Genomic DNA, 15864 nt, shown 5'->3' with positions numbered 1-15864 from the left:
AGTATTTAATTAAACGTTTGTTTAAACTTTGTATTGAAAGGTGTGATCCGGGATGTCTGCAGAACAATTGCCGATATGGACGAAAGACTGTGTGAAGGGCTCATTGCCGAAAAGGGGGAATGGAAGTCATAAAGGAACTTATGGAACCGGCCTTTTGCTCGCGGGAAGCGATGATATGCCGGGAGCGGCTCTCCTTGCAGGAATTGGGGCGATGCGGAGCGGTCTTGGAAAGCTTGTCATCGGAACGTGCGGAAGTGCCATTCCGTTGATCGTCCCCGTTCTCCCTGAAGCGACGTATTGGCGGGACGGCTTAGAAAAGGCGGCGTCCGGCGAGATTGCCGAACCTTACCGGGCGATTGCGATCGGGCCGGGGCTGCCGCTTTCGCAAATGACTGAGCAAGCGGTCCGGAACGTATTGACGAAAGACTGCCCGGTTGTCCTTGATGCGGGTGCTCTTTCAAAACGAACGTATCAAGAAAGGGAAGCACCTGTGATATTAACGCCGCATCCGGGGGAATTTTCGAAAATGACAGGCTTGTCCATTCAAGAAATTGAGACGAACCGGGCCGGTTATGCTCGAGATTATGCAGAGGAACACGGTGTTACTCTTGTATTGAAAGGCAATGAAACGATCATTGCTTTCCCGGATGGCAAGTGCTGGAGGAATGTAACGGGAAACGGGGCGCTGGCAAAGGGAGGAACCGGAGATACGTTAACCGGGATGCTTCTCGGAATGCTGTGCTGTCATGAGAATCCGAGAGAAGCGGTGTTGAATGCTGTCCACCTGCATGGCGCATGTGCTGACGCATGGACAAAGACCAGATCGGCCCATACGCTTCTCGCACATGAACTTTCCCATCTGCTGCCTACGGTTTGGAAAGCGTATGAGGATGGAAATGAGTGAAACGCTCGGAATGCCTCCGAACGTTTCACCTCAAAGTTTATGGATTGACTTTGCCGACTCCGGCATTTTGTTTGACGATTGATTTTACATTGTCGACATTGTCGAGTGAGTAGCTGTATGGCGGATTATAGGTTGTAGTAGAGGTAGTCGGCATGCTGCCCCTGGAGTTTACAAATTTGTTGTTGGATACATGCCAATAGCCTGGTGAACTGCTGTACCAAGAGACAATCGGATCTTTGGCGTTTTCAAAAAGGTTGTTCTCAATTTTGATGCGTGCGCCCATTCTCGAATTAATTCCGCTGTCGATGATCTTATTGAAATAGTTGTTGTAAATGTGGCCCTCTCCGAAACGGAATGACGGCACCCGCGAATTCAAATTTTCGAACCAGTTATGGTGGAATGTAATCGTCCGGTTGTAATTGTCGCTGTCCGATGAGCCCATCAGCATGGATTTCCAGCCATCGTGCACATAGTTCCAAGAGAATGTAATATATTCGGCGTCTCTTTTGACGTCAAATAATCCGTCATAGTAATCTTTGTCAACGTTCAGGCTGTGGTAAAGCTCGTTATGATCAACCCAAATGTTTTTAGAAGGGCCTTCAATGCCGATCGCGTCTTTATCGCCGGAAGCTACTTCGTGAATTTTTAAGTTGCGGATGATGATGTTGTTGGCACGCCATACTTTAATGCCGATGCCTTTGAGTTCGCCTTTGGTCCCTGACCCGACAATCGATACGTTTGACACGTCTTTGACGTCAATCTTTGATGCGGATGTATTTGAGGTTGTAATGGTGCCGTTGACATAAATTTTTAATGGCGTATTTGCATTCTTATTTTTTAATGCCGCAATGAGCTGATCTCCCGTTGTTACGGTTACCGTCTGACCGCCTTCTCCGCCTGTTGTTCCGCCGTTTAGTGTCGCGAAGCCTTTTAAGCTGAAATCGGCAAGCGGATTTACTTTGCCCGAGCTTAACGAAGAAGCTGCTTCTGCCGAAACCGCCGCTGTCAAAGACCCGATAACCCCTAATACAAAGATAAAGATGATGCTGATTAATTTCTTCACATTCATTCCTCCTATTCTTTTTTCATGCCGCCGCTATATAGGAAACGCTTACAATTACGGCGGATGCCAAGTGATGGACACTGATGATCCCTCCCTTTTATTGGAATCAGAGAGAGCATAGCATACGTTTCTGAATAATCTGAATAATCATGATGTGAGTTGGATTTGCGCATAAGCTGGTGATTATGCCAAATGACACGAATCTGAGAATAAGCGCATTTTTAGTTGGAGGTCTTTCATCATAATGGTGCAAAAAAAAGAATCTATGGAAATGAATAGCCATAGATTCTGCTTCTAAATCATGTTTTCTTCAGTTTTTCATTTTCGGAGCGATTTACAGTCCCGCTTTCTCCTGTTCTGTGCTGTTGTATGTTCGCTCAACGACTGCGGCAAGCGTATCGATGAAGCGCGGATCGGTGTTCGGCATAGGCGGACGGTGATAGCTTGCGCCAAGCTCGTCCGTAACCGCTTTACACTCATAGTCGTTGTCATACAGCACTTCCAAGTGGTCAGAGACAAATCCGACCGGTGCGTAAATAAATGACCGGAAGCCTTCCTGATACAGTTCTTTTGTTAAGTCTTGGACATCCGGACCAAGCCACGGATCGGGTGTGTTGCCCTCACTTTGCCAGCCTACGGCGATCTGGTCAAACGACAGTTGTTCTCCGATTAGTTGGGCCGTTTTCTCGAGTTGATCCGGGTATGGATCTCCATGCTCCTTGATTTTTTCCGGCAGGCTGTGTGCTGAGCATACAAGAACCGCTTTTTTTCGTTCTTTTTCAGACATGCCGTTTAAAATGCTGCCGATTTCTTCAGACCAATAGCGAATAAAGCCTTCTTCCTGGTACCATTCGTCAATCGATGCGATCCGGGGGCCGCCGATTGCTGCTGCGGCCTGTTTGGCGCGCCGATTGTATACTTCGGTACTGAAGGTGGAATAGTGGGGAGCTAAGACGACGGAAACGGCCGCTTCAATTTGGTCTTTTTTCATTTGTTCAACCGCATCCTCGATAAACGGAGAGATGTGTTTTAAGCCGAGATACATCACGTATTCGACCTCATCTTGGCGCTCGTTCAACGTTTTTTCCAGCTCTTTTGCCTGAGCGAGCGTAATTTCCGCGAGCGGAGAGATTCCGCCGATATGCTTGTAGCGTTTTTTCAAGTCTTCAATCATATCATCGGACGGCCGCTTTCCATGACGGATATGCGTGTAATACGGAATGATATCTTCTTCCTGATAAGGGGTTCCGTATGCCATGACTAACAGGCCGACTTTTTTTCGGTTCATATGTCTTCACCTCTGCTGCTGTTCTTGGCATGTTGTACAGATTCCGTAAATCCCTAAATAATGCGAGTTCACTTTAAAGTTCGTCAATTGTGCTGCTGCATGCTCAACCTCTTTGAGGTGAGGATAGTCCAGATCAGCGATTTTTCCGCATGATTTACAGACAACATGATAGTGCTCTGATGTAAATAATTCATATTTGCTTTTTGCGTCTCCGTGGGACAGCTCTTTTAAAATGCCGAGCTTCACAAATAATTTCAAGTTGCTGTAGATTGTCGGGAGACTCATGTACGGCAATTCCCGGTGAATGTCTTCCGCCGATGGGTGGCCGCCCAGAGAAGCGATCGTTTTTAAAATCAGGACGCGCTGAGCCGTTATTCGTAAACCCCGCTTCTTTAAGAAAGGGACGAGCTGTTCGTCTTCCACACGTAACATCCCCTGTCGTTCTTTGATTAAGGTCAGGCACCCGCATGCTTAAGAAGACGGGTGCCTGTACCTGAGAAAATGAGAATATTCATTGAGAATGATTGAAATGATTTAGCCTTAAACTTCCTGCGGAACAGACAAGCCCAATCCTTCGGCAACTCGTGTGCCGTACTCCGGATCTGCTTTATAGAAATGCTGAATTTGCCGAAGCTTGATTTCGTCTTTTGTCACCTGCTTCATCGAACCTACGATATTGCTGACAAGACGAGTCCGCTCTTCTTCGCTCAAGAGGCGGTAAAGATCGCCAGCCTGTGTGTAGTGGTCGTTATGGTCGTAAGAAGTGCTGTCCGCCGAACCTGACACCGGATAAGCCGTTGTTTTGTTTTCCGGAGATTCCTGAGGGCCTCCGAAGCTGTTCGGTTCATAGTAGACAGAGCCCCCGCCGTTTGAATCAAAGCGCATTTGTCCGTCTCTTTGATAATTATGGACGTCCGCTTTCGGACGGTTGATCGGCAGGCTGTTATGGTTTGCGCCGACGCGGTAGCGGTGCGCATCCGCATATGCGAACAGGCGTCCCTGGAGCATTTTGTCGGGAGACGGTTCAATGCCGGGCACCAATGTTCCAGGGGAGAATGTAGCTTGTTCAACCTCTGCGAAATAGTTTTCCGGATTGCGGTTTAGAACCATGCGGCCGACTTCAATCAGCGGATAATCTTTTTGCGACCATACTTTTGTAACATCGAACGGATCAAAACGGTACGTATCCGTATCCTCCAGGGGCATGATTTGAACGTACAGCTTCCATGCCGGGAAGTCTCCTTTTTCAATCGCCTCATACAAGTCCTGTGTATGATAATCGGGGTTTTCACCTGCAATCTTTGTCCCCACTTCTTCGGTCAGGTTTTTAATGCCTTGTTCTGTTTTGAAGTGGTATTTGATCCAGACGCCTTCTCCTTCGGCATTCACCCATTTGAATGTGTGGGAACCGAAACCGTGCATGTGCCGGTAAGTGGCGGGGATGCCTCTGTCAGACATCAGGATGGTCACCTGGTGAAGGGACTCTGGAGACAATGACCAAAAATCCCATACGGCATCCGGGTTTTTCAAATGTGTGACCGGATGGCGCTTTTGTGTATGAATGAAATCAGGGAATTTAATCGCATCGCGAATAAAGAAAACAGGTGTGTTGTTTCCGACGAGATCATAGTTCCCTTCCTCTGTATAAAATTTAACAGCAAATCCGCGCGGGTCGCGGACGGAATCGGCTGAACCGTTTTCGCCGGCAACAGTTGAAAAACGGACAAATAACGGCGTGCGTTTTCCAACTTCTGATAAAAATTTAGCTTTTGTATATTTGGAAACGTCATTTGTGACTTCAAAATAACCGTGCGCACCGGCGCCTTTTGCATGCACAACTCGTTCAGGCACACGCTCTCTGTTGAAGTGGGCAAGCTTTTCGAGCAAGTGGACGTCCTGAATCAGCGTCGGTCCGCGTGAACCAGCTGTCATTGAGTTTTGGTTGTCTCCAACTGGAGCGCCCCAGCTGGTTGTTAGGTTGTTTTTATTTGTCGTCATCAAAGGATCACCTCGCGTAAATTTTAATTACAAAACAATGATAACATTTCTCAAGAAAAAAACAATATTTATTTATAATTATTATAAAGAAAAATTCATTATCGTTGATTTAATGTATTGAAACTTGAATAACTTCCTGAACTTGGGATAAATTATTGTTAATTCCAAATAAAGGAGGAAAAGGGATGGATCAGCATTCAAACGAGCGGAAATCTGACATGGAGACGGATGATACGTTAACAAATCGGCAGGGCCACCCGATCACAAACAATCAGAATATCAGAACCGTGGGCAACCGGGGGCCTTCTACATTGGAGAACTATGATTTCTTGGAGAAAATCAGCCACTTTGACAGGGAGAGGGTTCCCGAGCGGGTCGTTCATGCCAGGGGAGCCGGAGCGCACGGCTATTTTGAAGCTTATGGGACAGCAGGCGATGAGCCGGTCTCAAAGTATACGAGAGCAAAGCTGTTTCAGGAAAAAGGCAAGAGAACCCCGGTGTTTGTCCGTTTTTCGACGGTGACTCACGGGATATCTTCACCGGAAACACTGCGGGATCCTCGCGGATTTGCCGTTAAGTTCTACACTGAAGACGGGAACTGGGATCTGGTCGGAAACAACTTGAAGATCTTCTTTATCCGCGATGCGGTGAAGTTTCCTGATTTAATCCATGCATTTAAACCGGACCCGGTTACGAATTTGCAGGATGGCGAAAGAATCTTTGACTTCATTTCCAACACGCCTGAAGCGATGCACATGATCACATTTTTGTTTTCGCCTTGGGGCATTCCGGCAAACTACCGGCAGATGCAGGGGTCCGGGGTCAACACGTACAAATGGGTGAATCAAGAAGGAGAGGCAGTCCTTGTGAAATATCACTGGGAACCGAAGCAGGGCATAAAAAACTTGACGCAAAAAGAGGCGGAAGAAATTCAGGCGAAGAACTTCAATCACGCCACACAGGATTTATATGAAGCGATTGAGCGGGGAGATTATCCCGAGTGGGAGCTGTTCGTTCAAATCATGAGCGATGATGAGCATCCTGAGCTCGATTTTGACCCGCTTGACGACACGAAGCTGTGGCCTGAAGATCAATTTCCTTGGCTGCCTGTCGGCAAAATGGTATTAAACAAAAATCCGGAAGACTACTTTACAGAAGTCGAACAAGCGGCATTCGGAACAGGGGTTCTTGTCGACGGGCTTGATTTTTCCGATGACAAAATGCTTCAGGGACGTACGTTTTCCTACTCTGATACACAGCGATACAGGGTAGGGGCCAACTATCTGCAGCTGCCGATCAATGCGCCGAAAAAAAGAGTGGCAACCAATCAGCGGGGCGGCCAGATGCAGTACAAGGTCGATTTAGGCAAAAATCAAAGCCCGCACATCAACTATGAACCTTCAACAATCAACGGGCTGAAAGAAGCAAAGCAGGATGGCAAAGAATACACCCCGCATGTCGAAGGAAATCTGGTGCGCGAAAGTATCGACAGGCAGAATAATTTCAAGCAGGCCGGGGACACGTACAGGCATTTCGAAGATTGGGAAAAGGACGAGCTGATCACGAATCTGGTCAATACACTTGCCCCATGCGATCAAAGAATTCAAACGAAAATGATCGATATGCTGAAGCAATGCGACAAGGAATATGGAAGCAGGGTCGAGGAAGGATTAAGAGACGCTTCCAGCCAAAATACATCCAGCCGGGAGCCGATCGGAGCAGAAGGCGCCGAAGATGCGCCGAGACAGGCGGAAGAAAAAGGGCATAGTGAAGATCCTTATTAAAGGATCATCATTATCTATTCAAACTGATATTAAGATATGGATGCGCTTCAGCGTATCCTTTTTATTTTGGAATAATGGAGACAATCGGTTCAGCTGAGGAGGAAAAAGGGAGAATACAAAAAGAGGCTTGGGATGTCCGCTCCAATTTGCGAGAAAAATAACGAGCAAAAGCAACTCATCATTATAAAAGCCCGCTTCACATTATTAAACTAATATTTTCCTATATTCAATAAATGTACAAACTCACAGCAAAAAAGCAAACGATCTATATGGTAAAATTAAACATGTATAGAAAACAAAAACAAAAGGGAGGAGTTTTCATGTTGAAAAAGTTGGCAGCTATCGTTTTAATGTTGGGAATCATGCTTTGCAGTGCCGGCGGAACGTCTGTTTTGGCATACGGAAAGTCAATTTCTCAGGAATCGATTCATCCCTACAGCACGGCATATACAGATGTCAAGGTGGTTGGCAAAACAGTCCGCTTTTATATTAAAGGATTGGAGAGTCCGTTTAATCAGACTTATTATGAAAGAGTCGCATGGACAAGCACTGATGAGGAGCCTGATACATTGAAGGACAACATTTTATCTGTGAAAATACCAGCGAAAACGGGAAGCAGGTATGAGGCAAACTCGAGCGAAAGGCTTGAGCTGATCAGAGAAAAGGTCAATTCAGGCGATATGGTTTACGGATGGGCAAAAGCGCAGAATGGCTATTGGTATCCTGCCGGTTCTGCTAAAATATCTTATTGAGCAAAGCAAAAAGCAGGCATCATCCCCGCCTGCTTTTTGTACGTATCGAAAACTGCTTTGAAACGAGCATCACTCCTGCTCCCGCCAATGACAAAGCTCCGGCAAACCAAAACACCTCCCGCAGCCCGAACAGTTCAGCCACTTTTCCCGCCACAACCGGTCCGAGAAAGAAACCGAGCGCATAAAAAGATTGATAGAAACCCATCACAGACATTTTGAGCTGAGGCGTACCAAGCTGAACGACTTTGCTGACCAAAAGCGGAAAAATAAATCCCAATGTCAGTCCTGTCACGGCGTGGATCACACACACCGCGAAAAGAGTCTCGGCAAACGGCAGCAAGCAAAAGAAAACAGCCGTTATCACATAAGATATCCATATCAGTGCATCGGCGGCCTTTACTTTGTAAAAGATACACCACACGGAAGCCAGCGTTTGCGGAACAAAAAAAGCGCACATGACCCAAATCAGCTGTTTCTCATCGATGCCGACCGATTCCGCGTAAATCGGCGTGAAACCGAACACGGTCATAAATAGCACGGCATGGGCTAAAAACGATAATGTTGTAATCGCTTTTAAATCAGGAAGACGCAACGTCTGTTTAACATAGTCTGACAAAGCCATCTCCTTGGCCGTATGGCGGGGGCCGTTATCTTTAATGTAAAATGACAGAATCAGCCCGATGCATGAAACGGCAGCACCGATCCAAAACGGAAACATCCAGCCGAACAAATGGACGAGGTATCCGCTGACAGCCATGCTGACAAATTGGGGGAGAACCGTTAAGAACTGCAGGATGCCCATCGCTTTTGACGATTGATCTTTTGTGAAATACTGCGAGTATAAAACGGTTGCCATCACCCACATCGCCGCAGTCATACCGGCGAGCAGCCTGGCCGTGATCACCATGATGAACGAATCGGACAACAGAAATATGCAGCAGCTCAACAGAGACATTGCAAAGCCGCTGATCAACAGCTGTTTTCTAAGCGGCGAAAGAACATCTGACAGGATGCCGAACGGAAACCGCAGTAATATCTGGGTGACGCCGTAGCTTCCGAGTATTATTCCTATCGCTGAATATGAAAATCCGATGTTGTCTAAATATAATCCGAAAACAGGGACATAGATGTATGTAGCAAACCAGAAACAAAAGACGGCACCCCAAAAGATGATATGATCTTTCCTTAAAATTTGTTTTTCTTCATAGACGATTTGTTTTTGCAGTTCCATCCCTTTTTACTCACACCCCTTTAAATTCCAGTACATCATAAACCCCGCTCGGAAAACAAGATGATTTTTTATCTTATTGAAATACAATTGAACGGTTTGCTTGCAGCCGTCGTCCTAGATACAGAGACAAAAAGAAAGGGGGTAGGCGTTTTAGTGGATCAAGCAGATGAAAAAGAACTGATCATACGGGCAAAAGACGGGGAAGATGAGGCTTTTACGATACTGTTTCAGCTTCACTATCCTTTTGTATATCAATATGTTCTGAAATTAACGCTGAACCCAGATCTCACAGAGGACTTGGTCCAGGAAACGATGCTGAAAGCGTATGTCAGCCTTCATCAGTTTCAAGGCAACGCGAAATTTTCAACATGGCTGATTTCAATTGCTTCCCGGCTGTTTATCGACCATCAGCGCCGGAAAAAACGCGAAAACCGCAAAACGCAAGCAGCAGGAGAGGAAGCCTTGCGAAAAATGAAATGGAAGTCTGCCCTTCACGGCCACGAATGGAGCGAATACTTGGAGCTTTTTGCTGCTCTTGAGCCAGAGTTCAGAATGCCAATCTTGTTAAGGCACTATTACGGGTTTACTTATCCTGAAGTGGCAAACATGCTGAAAATAAAAGAAGGTACCGTCAAATCGCGCGTGCATCATGGATTAAAGAAGATTCGAAAGGAGTGCGGACAGTGAACGACCGAGACGAAAAAGAAACGATTACACAGTTGAAACGCGAACTCGAAAGAATGGATGATACTTTTGTGCCGCCGGTTCCTCAAGTATTTGAACTGAATCAGCGTTTAGCGCGGTTTAAGCAAGAACGCAAGCGGGCGCTCAAAAAGGAATTGCTTTGTTTTATCGTCATGGCGCTGGTGATTTTATCGGCTTACTTGACGATTTCCGTTCAAGTGCCGGCTGTTTTTATCATGGTGCAGGGTGCGGCGCTTATATTGCTGCCAGCGCTCGCCCTATTAGAAAAAAGGCGGCGTGCGGCTGACGGGGAGGCTGATTAAATGAATCTTGATATGACTCAGGAAAAATTGATGCTGCTGCTTTACATTTCACCGCTTTTATTTGCGCAGAGTATCTTTCTATTTCTTAATGCGAAGAAAAAAGGAGCCAATGCGTGGTTTTGGGGCATATGGGGCTTGATCCAAATACCGATGCCTTTATTATTCTATTATTTATTTGTTGTAAGGCCGTTTCATAAGAAAAGGAGGCCGTCATCATGACTGAAACAGATATACCTTGGGCGCTGCTCGCTCCTTTCATTGTGCTGTATTTCATTTTAGCAGTGTCCGCATTGGTCAATTGCATCAAACAGGAGAAAACGAATGGCCCAAAGTGGATGTGGATTTTGATCATTTTCGGGATCAGTTTTGTCGGTCCCGTCTCTTACTTTATCATCGGTAAAAAAACATATGAAAGGAGGCGTGTGTGATGCTGTCCGTCAATGGTTTAACAAAAATGTACCAGCAGCACCAAGCTGTCCGAAATGTCAGCTTCGACCTTGAATATCAGCAATGCGTTGCCCTTCTCGGGCCGAACGGAGCGGGAAAAACGACGACATTGCAAATGCTTTCCGGTTTATTGGCGCCTACATCAGGAGGCATCCGCTTTTTGGGGAGGGAATCGATAAACAGGCTGGAAATCGGATATTTGCCTCAGCATCCTGCATTTTTTTCATGGATGACAGCTTTGGAATATATGGTGTTTGCTGCAAGACTTTCTAAAATGAAACGTCGTGAAGCCCTGGAAAAGAGTCGAACCGCTTTGCGCTATGTCGGTCTGGAAAAGGAAGAAGACCGGAAAATCAGCGGTTTTTCAGGAGGGATGAAGCAAAGGCTCGGGCTGGCGCAGGCTTTGGTTCATGAGCCGAGGCTGTTGATTTTGGATGAACCTGTTTCCGCGCTGGATCCGGCGGGGCGGCGCGAAGTGCTTGATATGATGAAGGATTTAAAAAAGAAGATGACCATCCTATTTTCGACTCATGTGCTGCATGATGCCGAAGAGGTGTGCGATCAAGTGATCATGCTGAAAGAAGGGGCTGTCAAATGGTCTGGTCCGCTTCACAGATTGAAGAACCGGCATTTAAAGCCATCTTATATCCTGACAGCTGAAGAAAGCCTTGAAGGATGGCTGGAACACCTGCCTTATGTCAGCAAAGTCGTGTATCATAAGCCTTCACAAGCTGAATTTTATTTAACAGATCGGTCTGACAGTCGCCGGCTGTTGGCTGAATGCTTGAGCAGACAAGTATCGATTGTTCGTTTTGAACAAAAAACGATGTCCTTGGAAGATATGTATTTGAAGGTGATGGGGCTATGAATTCATTTTTTATGTTATTTCAAAAAGAATGGACGGAAAGCTGGAGGGACGGAAAGCTGCTTTGGCTGCCTGTCATTTTGATCCTTCTGGGCTTGATTCAGCCGCTCAGCCTGTATTATATGCCTCAGATTATCGATATGGCCGGGAATTTGCCTGAGGGAGCTGTGATCGACATACCAAAGCCGGGAAGTGAAGAGGTGATGGCGAGCACCTTGTCCCAGTTCGGCACGATTGGTACTGCAATTTTCGTTTTCAGTGTGATGGGCAGCATTGTCCACGAACGAAACCAAGGATCCCTTTCATTGGTGATGGCGAGACCTGTCAGCCCGCTGCAGTATATCGGCAGCAAGTGGCTTCAGCAGGTGCTGCTCGTATTGGTTTCGTTTGCTGTGAGCTACGGTTTGGCTTTTTATTATACAAACCTTCTATTCGGCAAGGTTGAAATTGACCGGTTCTTATTTAGTTTATTCGTGTACAGTATATGGATTGTATTTGTCATGTCGGTCACGATGTTTTTCGGTGCCCTGTTTCGCCGTATCGGGGGGATTGCCGGCATGAGCATCAGTTTCATCGCCTTCGTTTCACTGGCGGGTTCCTTATTTCCCCGTTTTACCGAATGGATGCCTGATAAGGCGAAAAGCCAGGCTGACTATTTTATCATGCATGGTTCATGGGATAATGCTTTCGGCTGGATGGTGTTTTCGTCTTTGGGAATTGTGCTTCTTTTGTTCATGTGCACCGTTTTTGTTTTTAAAAGATATGAATCTTACTAATCAGCCGGGCTTGCCCGGTTTTTCTAATTGTTATCTTCATAGCTTAAGGTGTACAATACATTGAAAGGTTTCGAGGGCGTATTTCAAAATATAAAAAAGGAGTGATCCAATGGGTACGCTTAACAGCCAGGCAGATCTTGCGGCTCAGTCAAAAGTTAAGCCGAACAGGGTATGGATCGCTGTCATATTGGGTATTTTATCGGGAATCGGTCCGGTTGTGATCGATTTATATTTGCCCGGCCTTCCACAGATGGCATCTGATTTACATACGAATGCTTCCGTCGTTCAGCTCAGTTTAACATCGTGTTTACTGGGGCTGGCAATCGGCCAAATTGTCATCGGTCCTTTCAGCGATGTCCTTGGAAGAAGGCTCCCGCTGATCGTTTCGCTGTCCGTTTTTGCCGCGGCCTCATTTTTATGTGCTATGACATCCTCTGTATGGGTCTTGATTGCGATGCGCTTTATTCAAGGTGCAGCGGGTGCAGGCGGCATTGTCATATCACGCGCGATTGCCCGTGATCTATATTCTGGTACAGAATTGACAAAGTTCTTTTCGCTCTTGATGCTGGTTAACGGGATTGCGCCTATCATATCCCCGGTAGCGGGCGGCCAGCTGATGAAATGGACGACTTGGAACGGCGTATTTTTCATTATCGGCCTTTTTGGCTTGCTGATGATTTTGTCCGTGATATTCGGGGTGAAAGAGTCGCTGTCTCCGGAAAACCGCACGGCAGGCGGGTTTAAAGAGACGTTTGTATCATTTGGAAGGCTCTTCGGCCAGCGCACATTTATGGGATACGCTTTGGCGCAAGGGCTGATCGTAGCGGGGATGTTCGGCTATATATCGGCCTCTCCGTTTGTTTTGCAGGACATTTACAAATTGTCGGCGCAAGCCTTTAGTTTTTGTTTCGCATTAAACGGCTTGGGCATCATTATCGCGGCCCAGATTACGGGCAGGCTTGCCGGCCGGTTCGGCGAAGCTTCCCTTTTGCGGAGCGGTTTGCTGCTGTCTTTTACCGCAAGCGTTGTTTTATTTGTTTCTGTCTTTTTCAAAGCACCGCTGATTCTGATTTTAATTCCGCTGTTTGTCGTGGTTTCCTGCATCGGAATCGTGACGACGACCAGCGGATCCTTAGCGATGCAGAGCCAGGGTAAATCGGCCGGAAGCGCATCTGCGCTTTTAGGACTGCTTCCGTTTATTTTAGGAGCTGCCGCGGCGCCGCTCGTCGGTATTGGCGGAAGCCATACAGCTTTACCGATGGCAGTCGTCATTCTGTTTTGCAATATAAGCGCGCTCGCTTGTTTTAACATGCTGGTTCGGCGGGCAGCGCTTAAATGAAAAAAGCCTGCCGGTTCTTTTGCCGGCAGGCTGAAATGTTTTAGCGTGGCAGGATATCAACTGTAGCTTCAGCGTGGTTGTAGTTTCGTCCGAACTTTTGCAGCTCCGCAGTGACTCTGTGGGTTCCTGCGTTTGGAAGCGTTTTCCGAACCATGACCAGTTTGAACGCAGAAGAGCTGAAAGCATAAACCGGCACTCTGACGGTTTGCCCGTCATTTAAAATTTGTGTATAGTTCAGTGTTCTGCCGTTCAGCGAATCTCTTGTGTTCGCATGGAAGCGGTATGGAAAGTTAAATTCAACATAGCTTGCACCGACAAAAGAGTTCGGTTTGTAAGTGACTTCAATGTCTGAGGTTGTCCACTCTTTGTTGCTGTCAACCGTTTCGACATGAAGCGTCGGAGCGTTTCTGAAAAAAGTGGCGCTCGCTTCCTCCGTCGGAAGAATGAAAGAAAACAATGCTGCTGAAGTTAATAGCCCGACTCCCATTTTACCGATAAATTTACGTTTTAACATGTACTTCCCCCTCCTAATGAATGTTGTTAAAAAAGATGAAAAAGGAAAAAATAAGTTCATCATCTACTATATTCCTTTTCCTGCTCCATCAATCTATCACCGTTTACCATTCAAGTAAATATTTTTTGAGAAAAATTCTAAAAACTTTTAAAAAATGCATGATATGTAAAGGGAAATACAGCAGAACGGCTGCCGGCAAATTGATGCCGGCAGGCCGAACATTGATTTAACGAGGAACAATCTCCAAAGTTGTTTCAGCATGGTTGATGTTTTTTCCATTTTGTTGCAGTTCAGCAGTAATTCTGTGAGTCCCTGCATTTGGGAGCGTTTTCCGAACCATCACTAATTTGAACTCAGAAGAGCTTAAAGCATAGACGGGAACTCGGACCGTTTGTCCATCATTTAAAATTTGTGTATAGTCAAGTGTTTTTCCATTTAGTGTATCTCTTGTGCTTGCATGAAAACGGTATGGAAAATGAAATTCAACATAGCTTGAACCGACAAAAGTGTTTGGTTTATAAGTAATTTCGATGTCAGAAGTTGACCACTCTTTATTGCTGTTAATGGTTTTTGCCTCAAGCACAGGCTTCTGAGTCGGGTTATCCGGTTGCGGATAATCCGGCTGCGGTTTTTGAGGCGGCTGCGGCTTAGGCCACGGCTTGAATGGCGGCGGACAAAAGATCGGTCCTCTAAAATGATTTGTTTTCACCTCTTGGGCATTTGCCCCTTGGGTAGGAATGATAAATGAAAACAATGCTGCAGAAGCTAATAGACCAACACTGATTTTGCGAATGAATTTTCGTTTAAGCATCGATAAGTTCCTCCTAAATGCAATGTTAAAGTTAAAAAGTAGAGGACGTCCTATTATTTTCAAGAAAAGGTAGAAACGAGATCGCGATCAACTATATTCCTTTTCTTGTTTACTTAATCTATCACCATTTACCATCCAAGTAAATATTTTTAGATAAATTTCTAAAAAAAATTAGTATAAATTGATAGTTTTCTATCAATTTATAGCCTTTTTTATAAAAAGGAGTCGTATAAAGAACAAAATGGGCAAATATGTATGTTGGGTTGCGGTTCTTTGAGGGGCCTTTTAATATAAAACAAAAAGGAATGAGGGGGATGGATAATGAGAGACGTTCAGTGGTTTTTGGCCGGGGATTCAACGGTTTGCGATTATGATAGCGACAGGGCGCCGCGTGCAGGCTGGGGACAGAAAATTGGCGCGTTTTTAAGCGACGGTGTTTTGATCGGCAATGAAGCGGCATCAGGGAGAAGTTCAAAAAGCTTTATTGAAGAAGGCAGGCTGGAGCGAATCATGACACAGATCCGAAGCGGCGATTATTTGTTTGTCCAGTTTGGTCATAACGACCAAAAGCCGGATGATCGCTATACAGAGCCATTTACAACTTACAAGCAGCATTTGCGCCGGTATATAGATGACGCCCGGTTAAAAAAAGCCAATCCGGTCCTCATTACACCGGTCCAGAGAAGATCATTTGAAAGCGACGGCCGGTTCAAAAATACCCACGGCGACTATCCTGATGCGATGATACAGCTTGCTGAAGAGCTTCGGGTGCCGCTCATCGATCTCGCCTCCAAAAGCCGTCAATTGCTTGAATCGCTGGGCCCGGAAGCTTCCAAAAAGCTGTTTTTATGGCTTGAACCGGGGGAACACCCCAACTATCCGGACGGAGCCAGGGACGACACCCATTTTTGCGATTTCGGTGCAAATGAAATGGCTAAGCTTGTTGCACAGGGAGCAAAAGAAACGGGAATTCCTTTATAAAACAGTCTACTTGAGAATAATTTTCAATTATTTTTCAAAATTTTTGCACTTCTGATGCCAAACTGTGATACGATCAATCTCGTAAAGATTCTCAAAAGGAGTGC

At 46.0% G+C, this 15864-nt stretch carries 18 protein-coding genes; 11 read left to right on the top strand and 7 right to left on the bottom strand.

Annotation, left to right across the window (positions count from 1 at the left end; all coding sequences use genetic code 11):
* The first annotated feature begins 52 nt into the window (after positions 1-52).
* Positions 53-904 (top strand): NAD(P)H-hydrate dehydratase, encoded by an 852-nt coding sequence (locus MHB72_RS21100; protein ID WP_216919237.1) that lies wholly within the window; start codon positions 53-55, stop codon positions 902-904.
* 37 nt (positions 905-941) lie between these two features.
* Here the strand turns inward: MHB72_RS21100 and MHB72_RS21095 are convergent, their stop codons facing one another.
* The 4 genes from MHB72_RS21095 to katA all read right to left on the bottom strand — a co-directional run bounded on the left by MHB72_RS21095 (position 942) and on the right by katA (position 5253).
* Positions 942-1967 (bottom strand): pectate lyase family protein, encoded by a 1026-nt coding sequence (locus MHB72_RS21095; protein WP_026580314.1) that lies wholly within the window; start codon positions 1965-1967, stop codon positions 942-944.
* Positions 1968-2301: 334 nt separating this feature from the next.
* Complete coding sequence (gene hemH, locus MHB72_RS21090; protein WP_020453430.1) at positions 2302-3255, bottom strand: ferrochelatase; 954 nt, start codon at positions 3253-3255, stop codon at positions 2302-2304.
* A 6-nt stretch (positions 3256-3261) separates the two neighbouring features.
* Positions 3262-3678, bottom strand: coding sequence for a Fur family transcriptional regulator (locus MHB72_RS21085; protein WP_020453429.1), 417 nt, complete (start codon positions 3676-3678; stop codon positions 3262-3264).
* A 117-nt stretch (positions 3679-3795) separates the two neighbouring features.
* Positions 3796-5253 carry a catalase KatA gene (gene katA / locus MHB72_RS21080; RefSeq protein WP_216919239.1) on the bottom strand — a complete coding sequence of 486 codons (1458 nt, stop codon included), beginning with the start codon at positions 5251-5253 and terminating at the stop codon, positions 3796-3798.
* Between the two features lie 185 nt (positions 5254-5438).
* On the opposite strand from katA, the gene MHB72_RS21075 reads away from it, so the two are divergent.
* The gene (locus MHB72_RS21075) at positions 5439-7037 is read left to right on the top strand and encodes a catalase (RefSeq protein WP_254121885.1); all 1599 of its coding nucleotides are present in this window, start codon (positions 5439-5441) and stop codon (positions 7035-7037) included.
* Positions 7038-7357: 320 nt separating this feature from the next.
* Positions 7358-7789 (top strand): enoyl-CoA hydratase, encoded by a 432-nt coding sequence (locus MHB72_RS21070; RefSeq protein WP_216919241.1) that lies wholly within the window; start codon positions 7358-7360, stop codon positions 7787-7789.
* Positions 7790-7808: 19 nt separating this feature from the next.
* On the opposite strand, the gene MHB72_RS21065 is transcribed toward MHB72_RS21070, so the two are convergent.
* Positions 7809-9020 carry an MFS transporter gene (locus MHB72_RS21065; RefSeq protein ID WP_216919243.1) on the bottom strand — a complete coding sequence of 404 codons (1212 nt, stop codon included), beginning with the start codon at positions 9018-9020 and terminating at the stop codon, positions 7809-7811.
* A gap of 153 nt (positions 9021-9173) precedes the next feature.
* Between MHB72_RS21065 and sigY the strand changes: the two genes are divergently transcribed.
* The 7 genes from sigY (at position 9174) to MHB72_RS21030 (ending at position 13454) form a co-directional block, all read left to right on the top strand.
* Positions 9174-9707, top strand: coding sequence for an RNA polymerase sigma factor SigY (gene sigY / locus MHB72_RS21060; protein WP_216919677.1), 534 nt, complete (start codon positions 9174-9176; stop codon positions 9705-9707).
* On the top strand, positions 9704-10027 hold the full coding sequence (locus tag MHB72_RS21055) for a YxlC family protein (RefSeq protein WP_025810584.1): 324 nt from the start codon (positions 9704-9706) through the stop codon (positions 10025-10027). The genes sigY and MHB72_RS21055 overlap by 4 nt, the downstream gene beginning before the upstream one ends.
* A complete protein-coding gene (locus tag MHB72_RS21050; protein WP_302052703.1) occupies positions 10028-10246 on the top strand; it encodes a transcriptional regulator in 219 nt (72 codons plus the stop codon).
* A complete protein-coding gene (locus tag MHB72_RS21045; RefSeq protein WP_020453420.1) occupies positions 10243-10455 on the top strand; it encodes a PLD nuclease N-terminal domain-containing protein in 213 nt (70 codons plus the stop codon). The genes MHB72_RS21050 and MHB72_RS21045 overlap by 4 nt, the downstream gene beginning before the upstream one ends.
* Complete coding sequence (locus tag MHB72_RS21040) at positions 10455-11342, top strand: ABC transporter ATP-binding protein (protein ID WP_216919245.1); 888 nt, start codon at positions 10455-10457, stop codon at positions 11340-11342. Before MHB72_RS21045 ends, MHB72_RS21040 begins: the two co-directional genes overlap by 1 nt.
* The gene (locus tag MHB72_RS21035; protein ID WP_216919246.1) at positions 11339-12115 is read left to right on the top strand and encodes an ABC transporter permease; all 777 of its coding nucleotides are present in this window, start codon (positions 11339-11341) and stop codon (positions 12113-12115) included. Before MHB72_RS21040 ends, MHB72_RS21035 begins: the two co-directional genes overlap by 4 nt.
* 109 nt (positions 12116-12224) lie before the next feature.
* A complete protein-coding gene (locus MHB72_RS21030) occupies positions 12225-13454 on the top strand; it encodes a multidrug effflux MFS transporter (protein WP_216919248.1) in 1230 nt (409 codons plus the stop codon).
* Positions 13455-13494: 40 nt separating this feature from the next.
* On the opposite strand, the gene bslB (MHB72_RS21025) is transcribed toward MHB72_RS21030, so the two are convergent.
* Positions 13495-13968, bottom strand: a complete 474-nt coding sequence (bslB, locus tag MHB72_RS21025) for a biofilm surface layer hydrophobin BslB (protein ID WP_023856950.1) — start codon at positions 13966-13968, stop codon at positions 13495-13497.
* A gap of 226 nt (positions 13969-14194) precedes the next feature.
* Positions 14195-14779, bottom strand: coding sequence for a biofilm surface layer hydrophobin BslB (bslB, locus tag MHB72_RS21020; protein ID WP_023856952.1), 585 nt, complete (start codon positions 14777-14779; stop codon positions 14195-14197).
* Positions 14780-15097: 318 nt separating this feature from the next.
* Here bslB (MHB72_RS21020) and MHB72_RS21015 point away from each other — a divergent pair, with 318 nt between their 5' ends.
* Entirely contained in the window at positions 15098-15760 is a 663-nt protein-coding gene (locus MHB72_RS21015; protein ID WP_340904196.1) for a rhamnogalacturonan acetylesterase, read from the top strand.
* The last annotated feature ends 104 nt before the right edge of the window (positions 15761-15864 follow it).

The sequence above is a fragment of the Bacillus sp. FSL K6-1284 genome (assembly GCF_038002625.1).
In the GTDB taxonomy this organism is placed as follows: domain Bacteria; phylum Bacillota; class Bacilli; order Bacillales; family Bacillaceae; genus Bacillus; species Bacillus paralicheniformis.
This window is presented reverse-complemented; position numbering and strand designations above follow the sequence as displayed.

Coding starts and splice junctions, on each gene's coding strand:
- MHB72_RS21100 (WP_216919237.1), top strand. CDS start 53: ATGTCTGCAGAACAATTGCCGATATGGACGAAAGACTGTGTGAAGGGC.
- hemH (WP_020453430.1), bottom strand. CDS start 3,255: ATGAACCGAAAAAAAGTCGGCCTGTTAGTCATGGCATACGGAACCCCT.
- katA (WP_216919239.1), bottom strand. CDS start 5,253: ATGACGACAAATAAAAACAACCTAACAACCAGCTGGGGCGCTCCAGTT.
- MHB72_RS21075 (WP_254121885.1), top strand. CDS start 5,439: ATGGATCAGCATTCAAACGAGCGGAAATCTGACATGGAGACGGATGAT.
- MHB72_RS21070 (WP_216919241.1), top strand. CDS start 7,358: ATGTTGAAAAAGTTGGCAGCTATCGTTTTAATGTTGGGAATCATGCTT.
- MHB72_RS21065 (WP_216919243.1), bottom strand. CDS start 9,020: ATGGAACTGCAAAAACAAATCGTCTATGAAGAAAAACAAATTTTAAGG.
- MHB72_RS21050 (WP_302052703.1), top strand. CDS start 10,028: ATGAATCTTGATATGACTCAGGAAAAATTGATGCTGCTGCTTTACATT.
- MHB72_RS21045 (WP_020453420.1), top strand. CDS start 10,243: ATGACTGAAACAGATATACCTTGGGCGCTGCTCGCTCCTTTCATTGTG.
- MHB72_RS21040 (WP_216919245.1), top strand. CDS start 10,455: ATGCTGTCCGTCAATGGTTTAACAAAAATGTACCAGCAGCACCAAGCT.
- MHB72_RS21035 (WP_216919246.1), top strand. CDS start 11,339: ATGAATTCATTTTTTATGTTATTTCAAAAAGAATGGACGGAAAGCTGG.
- MHB72_RS21030 (WP_216919248.1), top strand. CDS start 12,225: ATGGGTACGCTTAACAGCCAGGCAGATCTTGCGGCTCAGTCAAAAGTT.
- bslB (WP_023856950.1), bottom strand. CDS start 13,968: ATGTTAAAACGTAAATTTATCGGTAAAATGGGAGTCGGGCTATTAACT.
- bslB (WP_023856952.1), bottom strand. CDS start 14,779: ATGCTTAAACGAAAATTCATTCGCAAAATCAGTGTTGGTCTATTAGCT.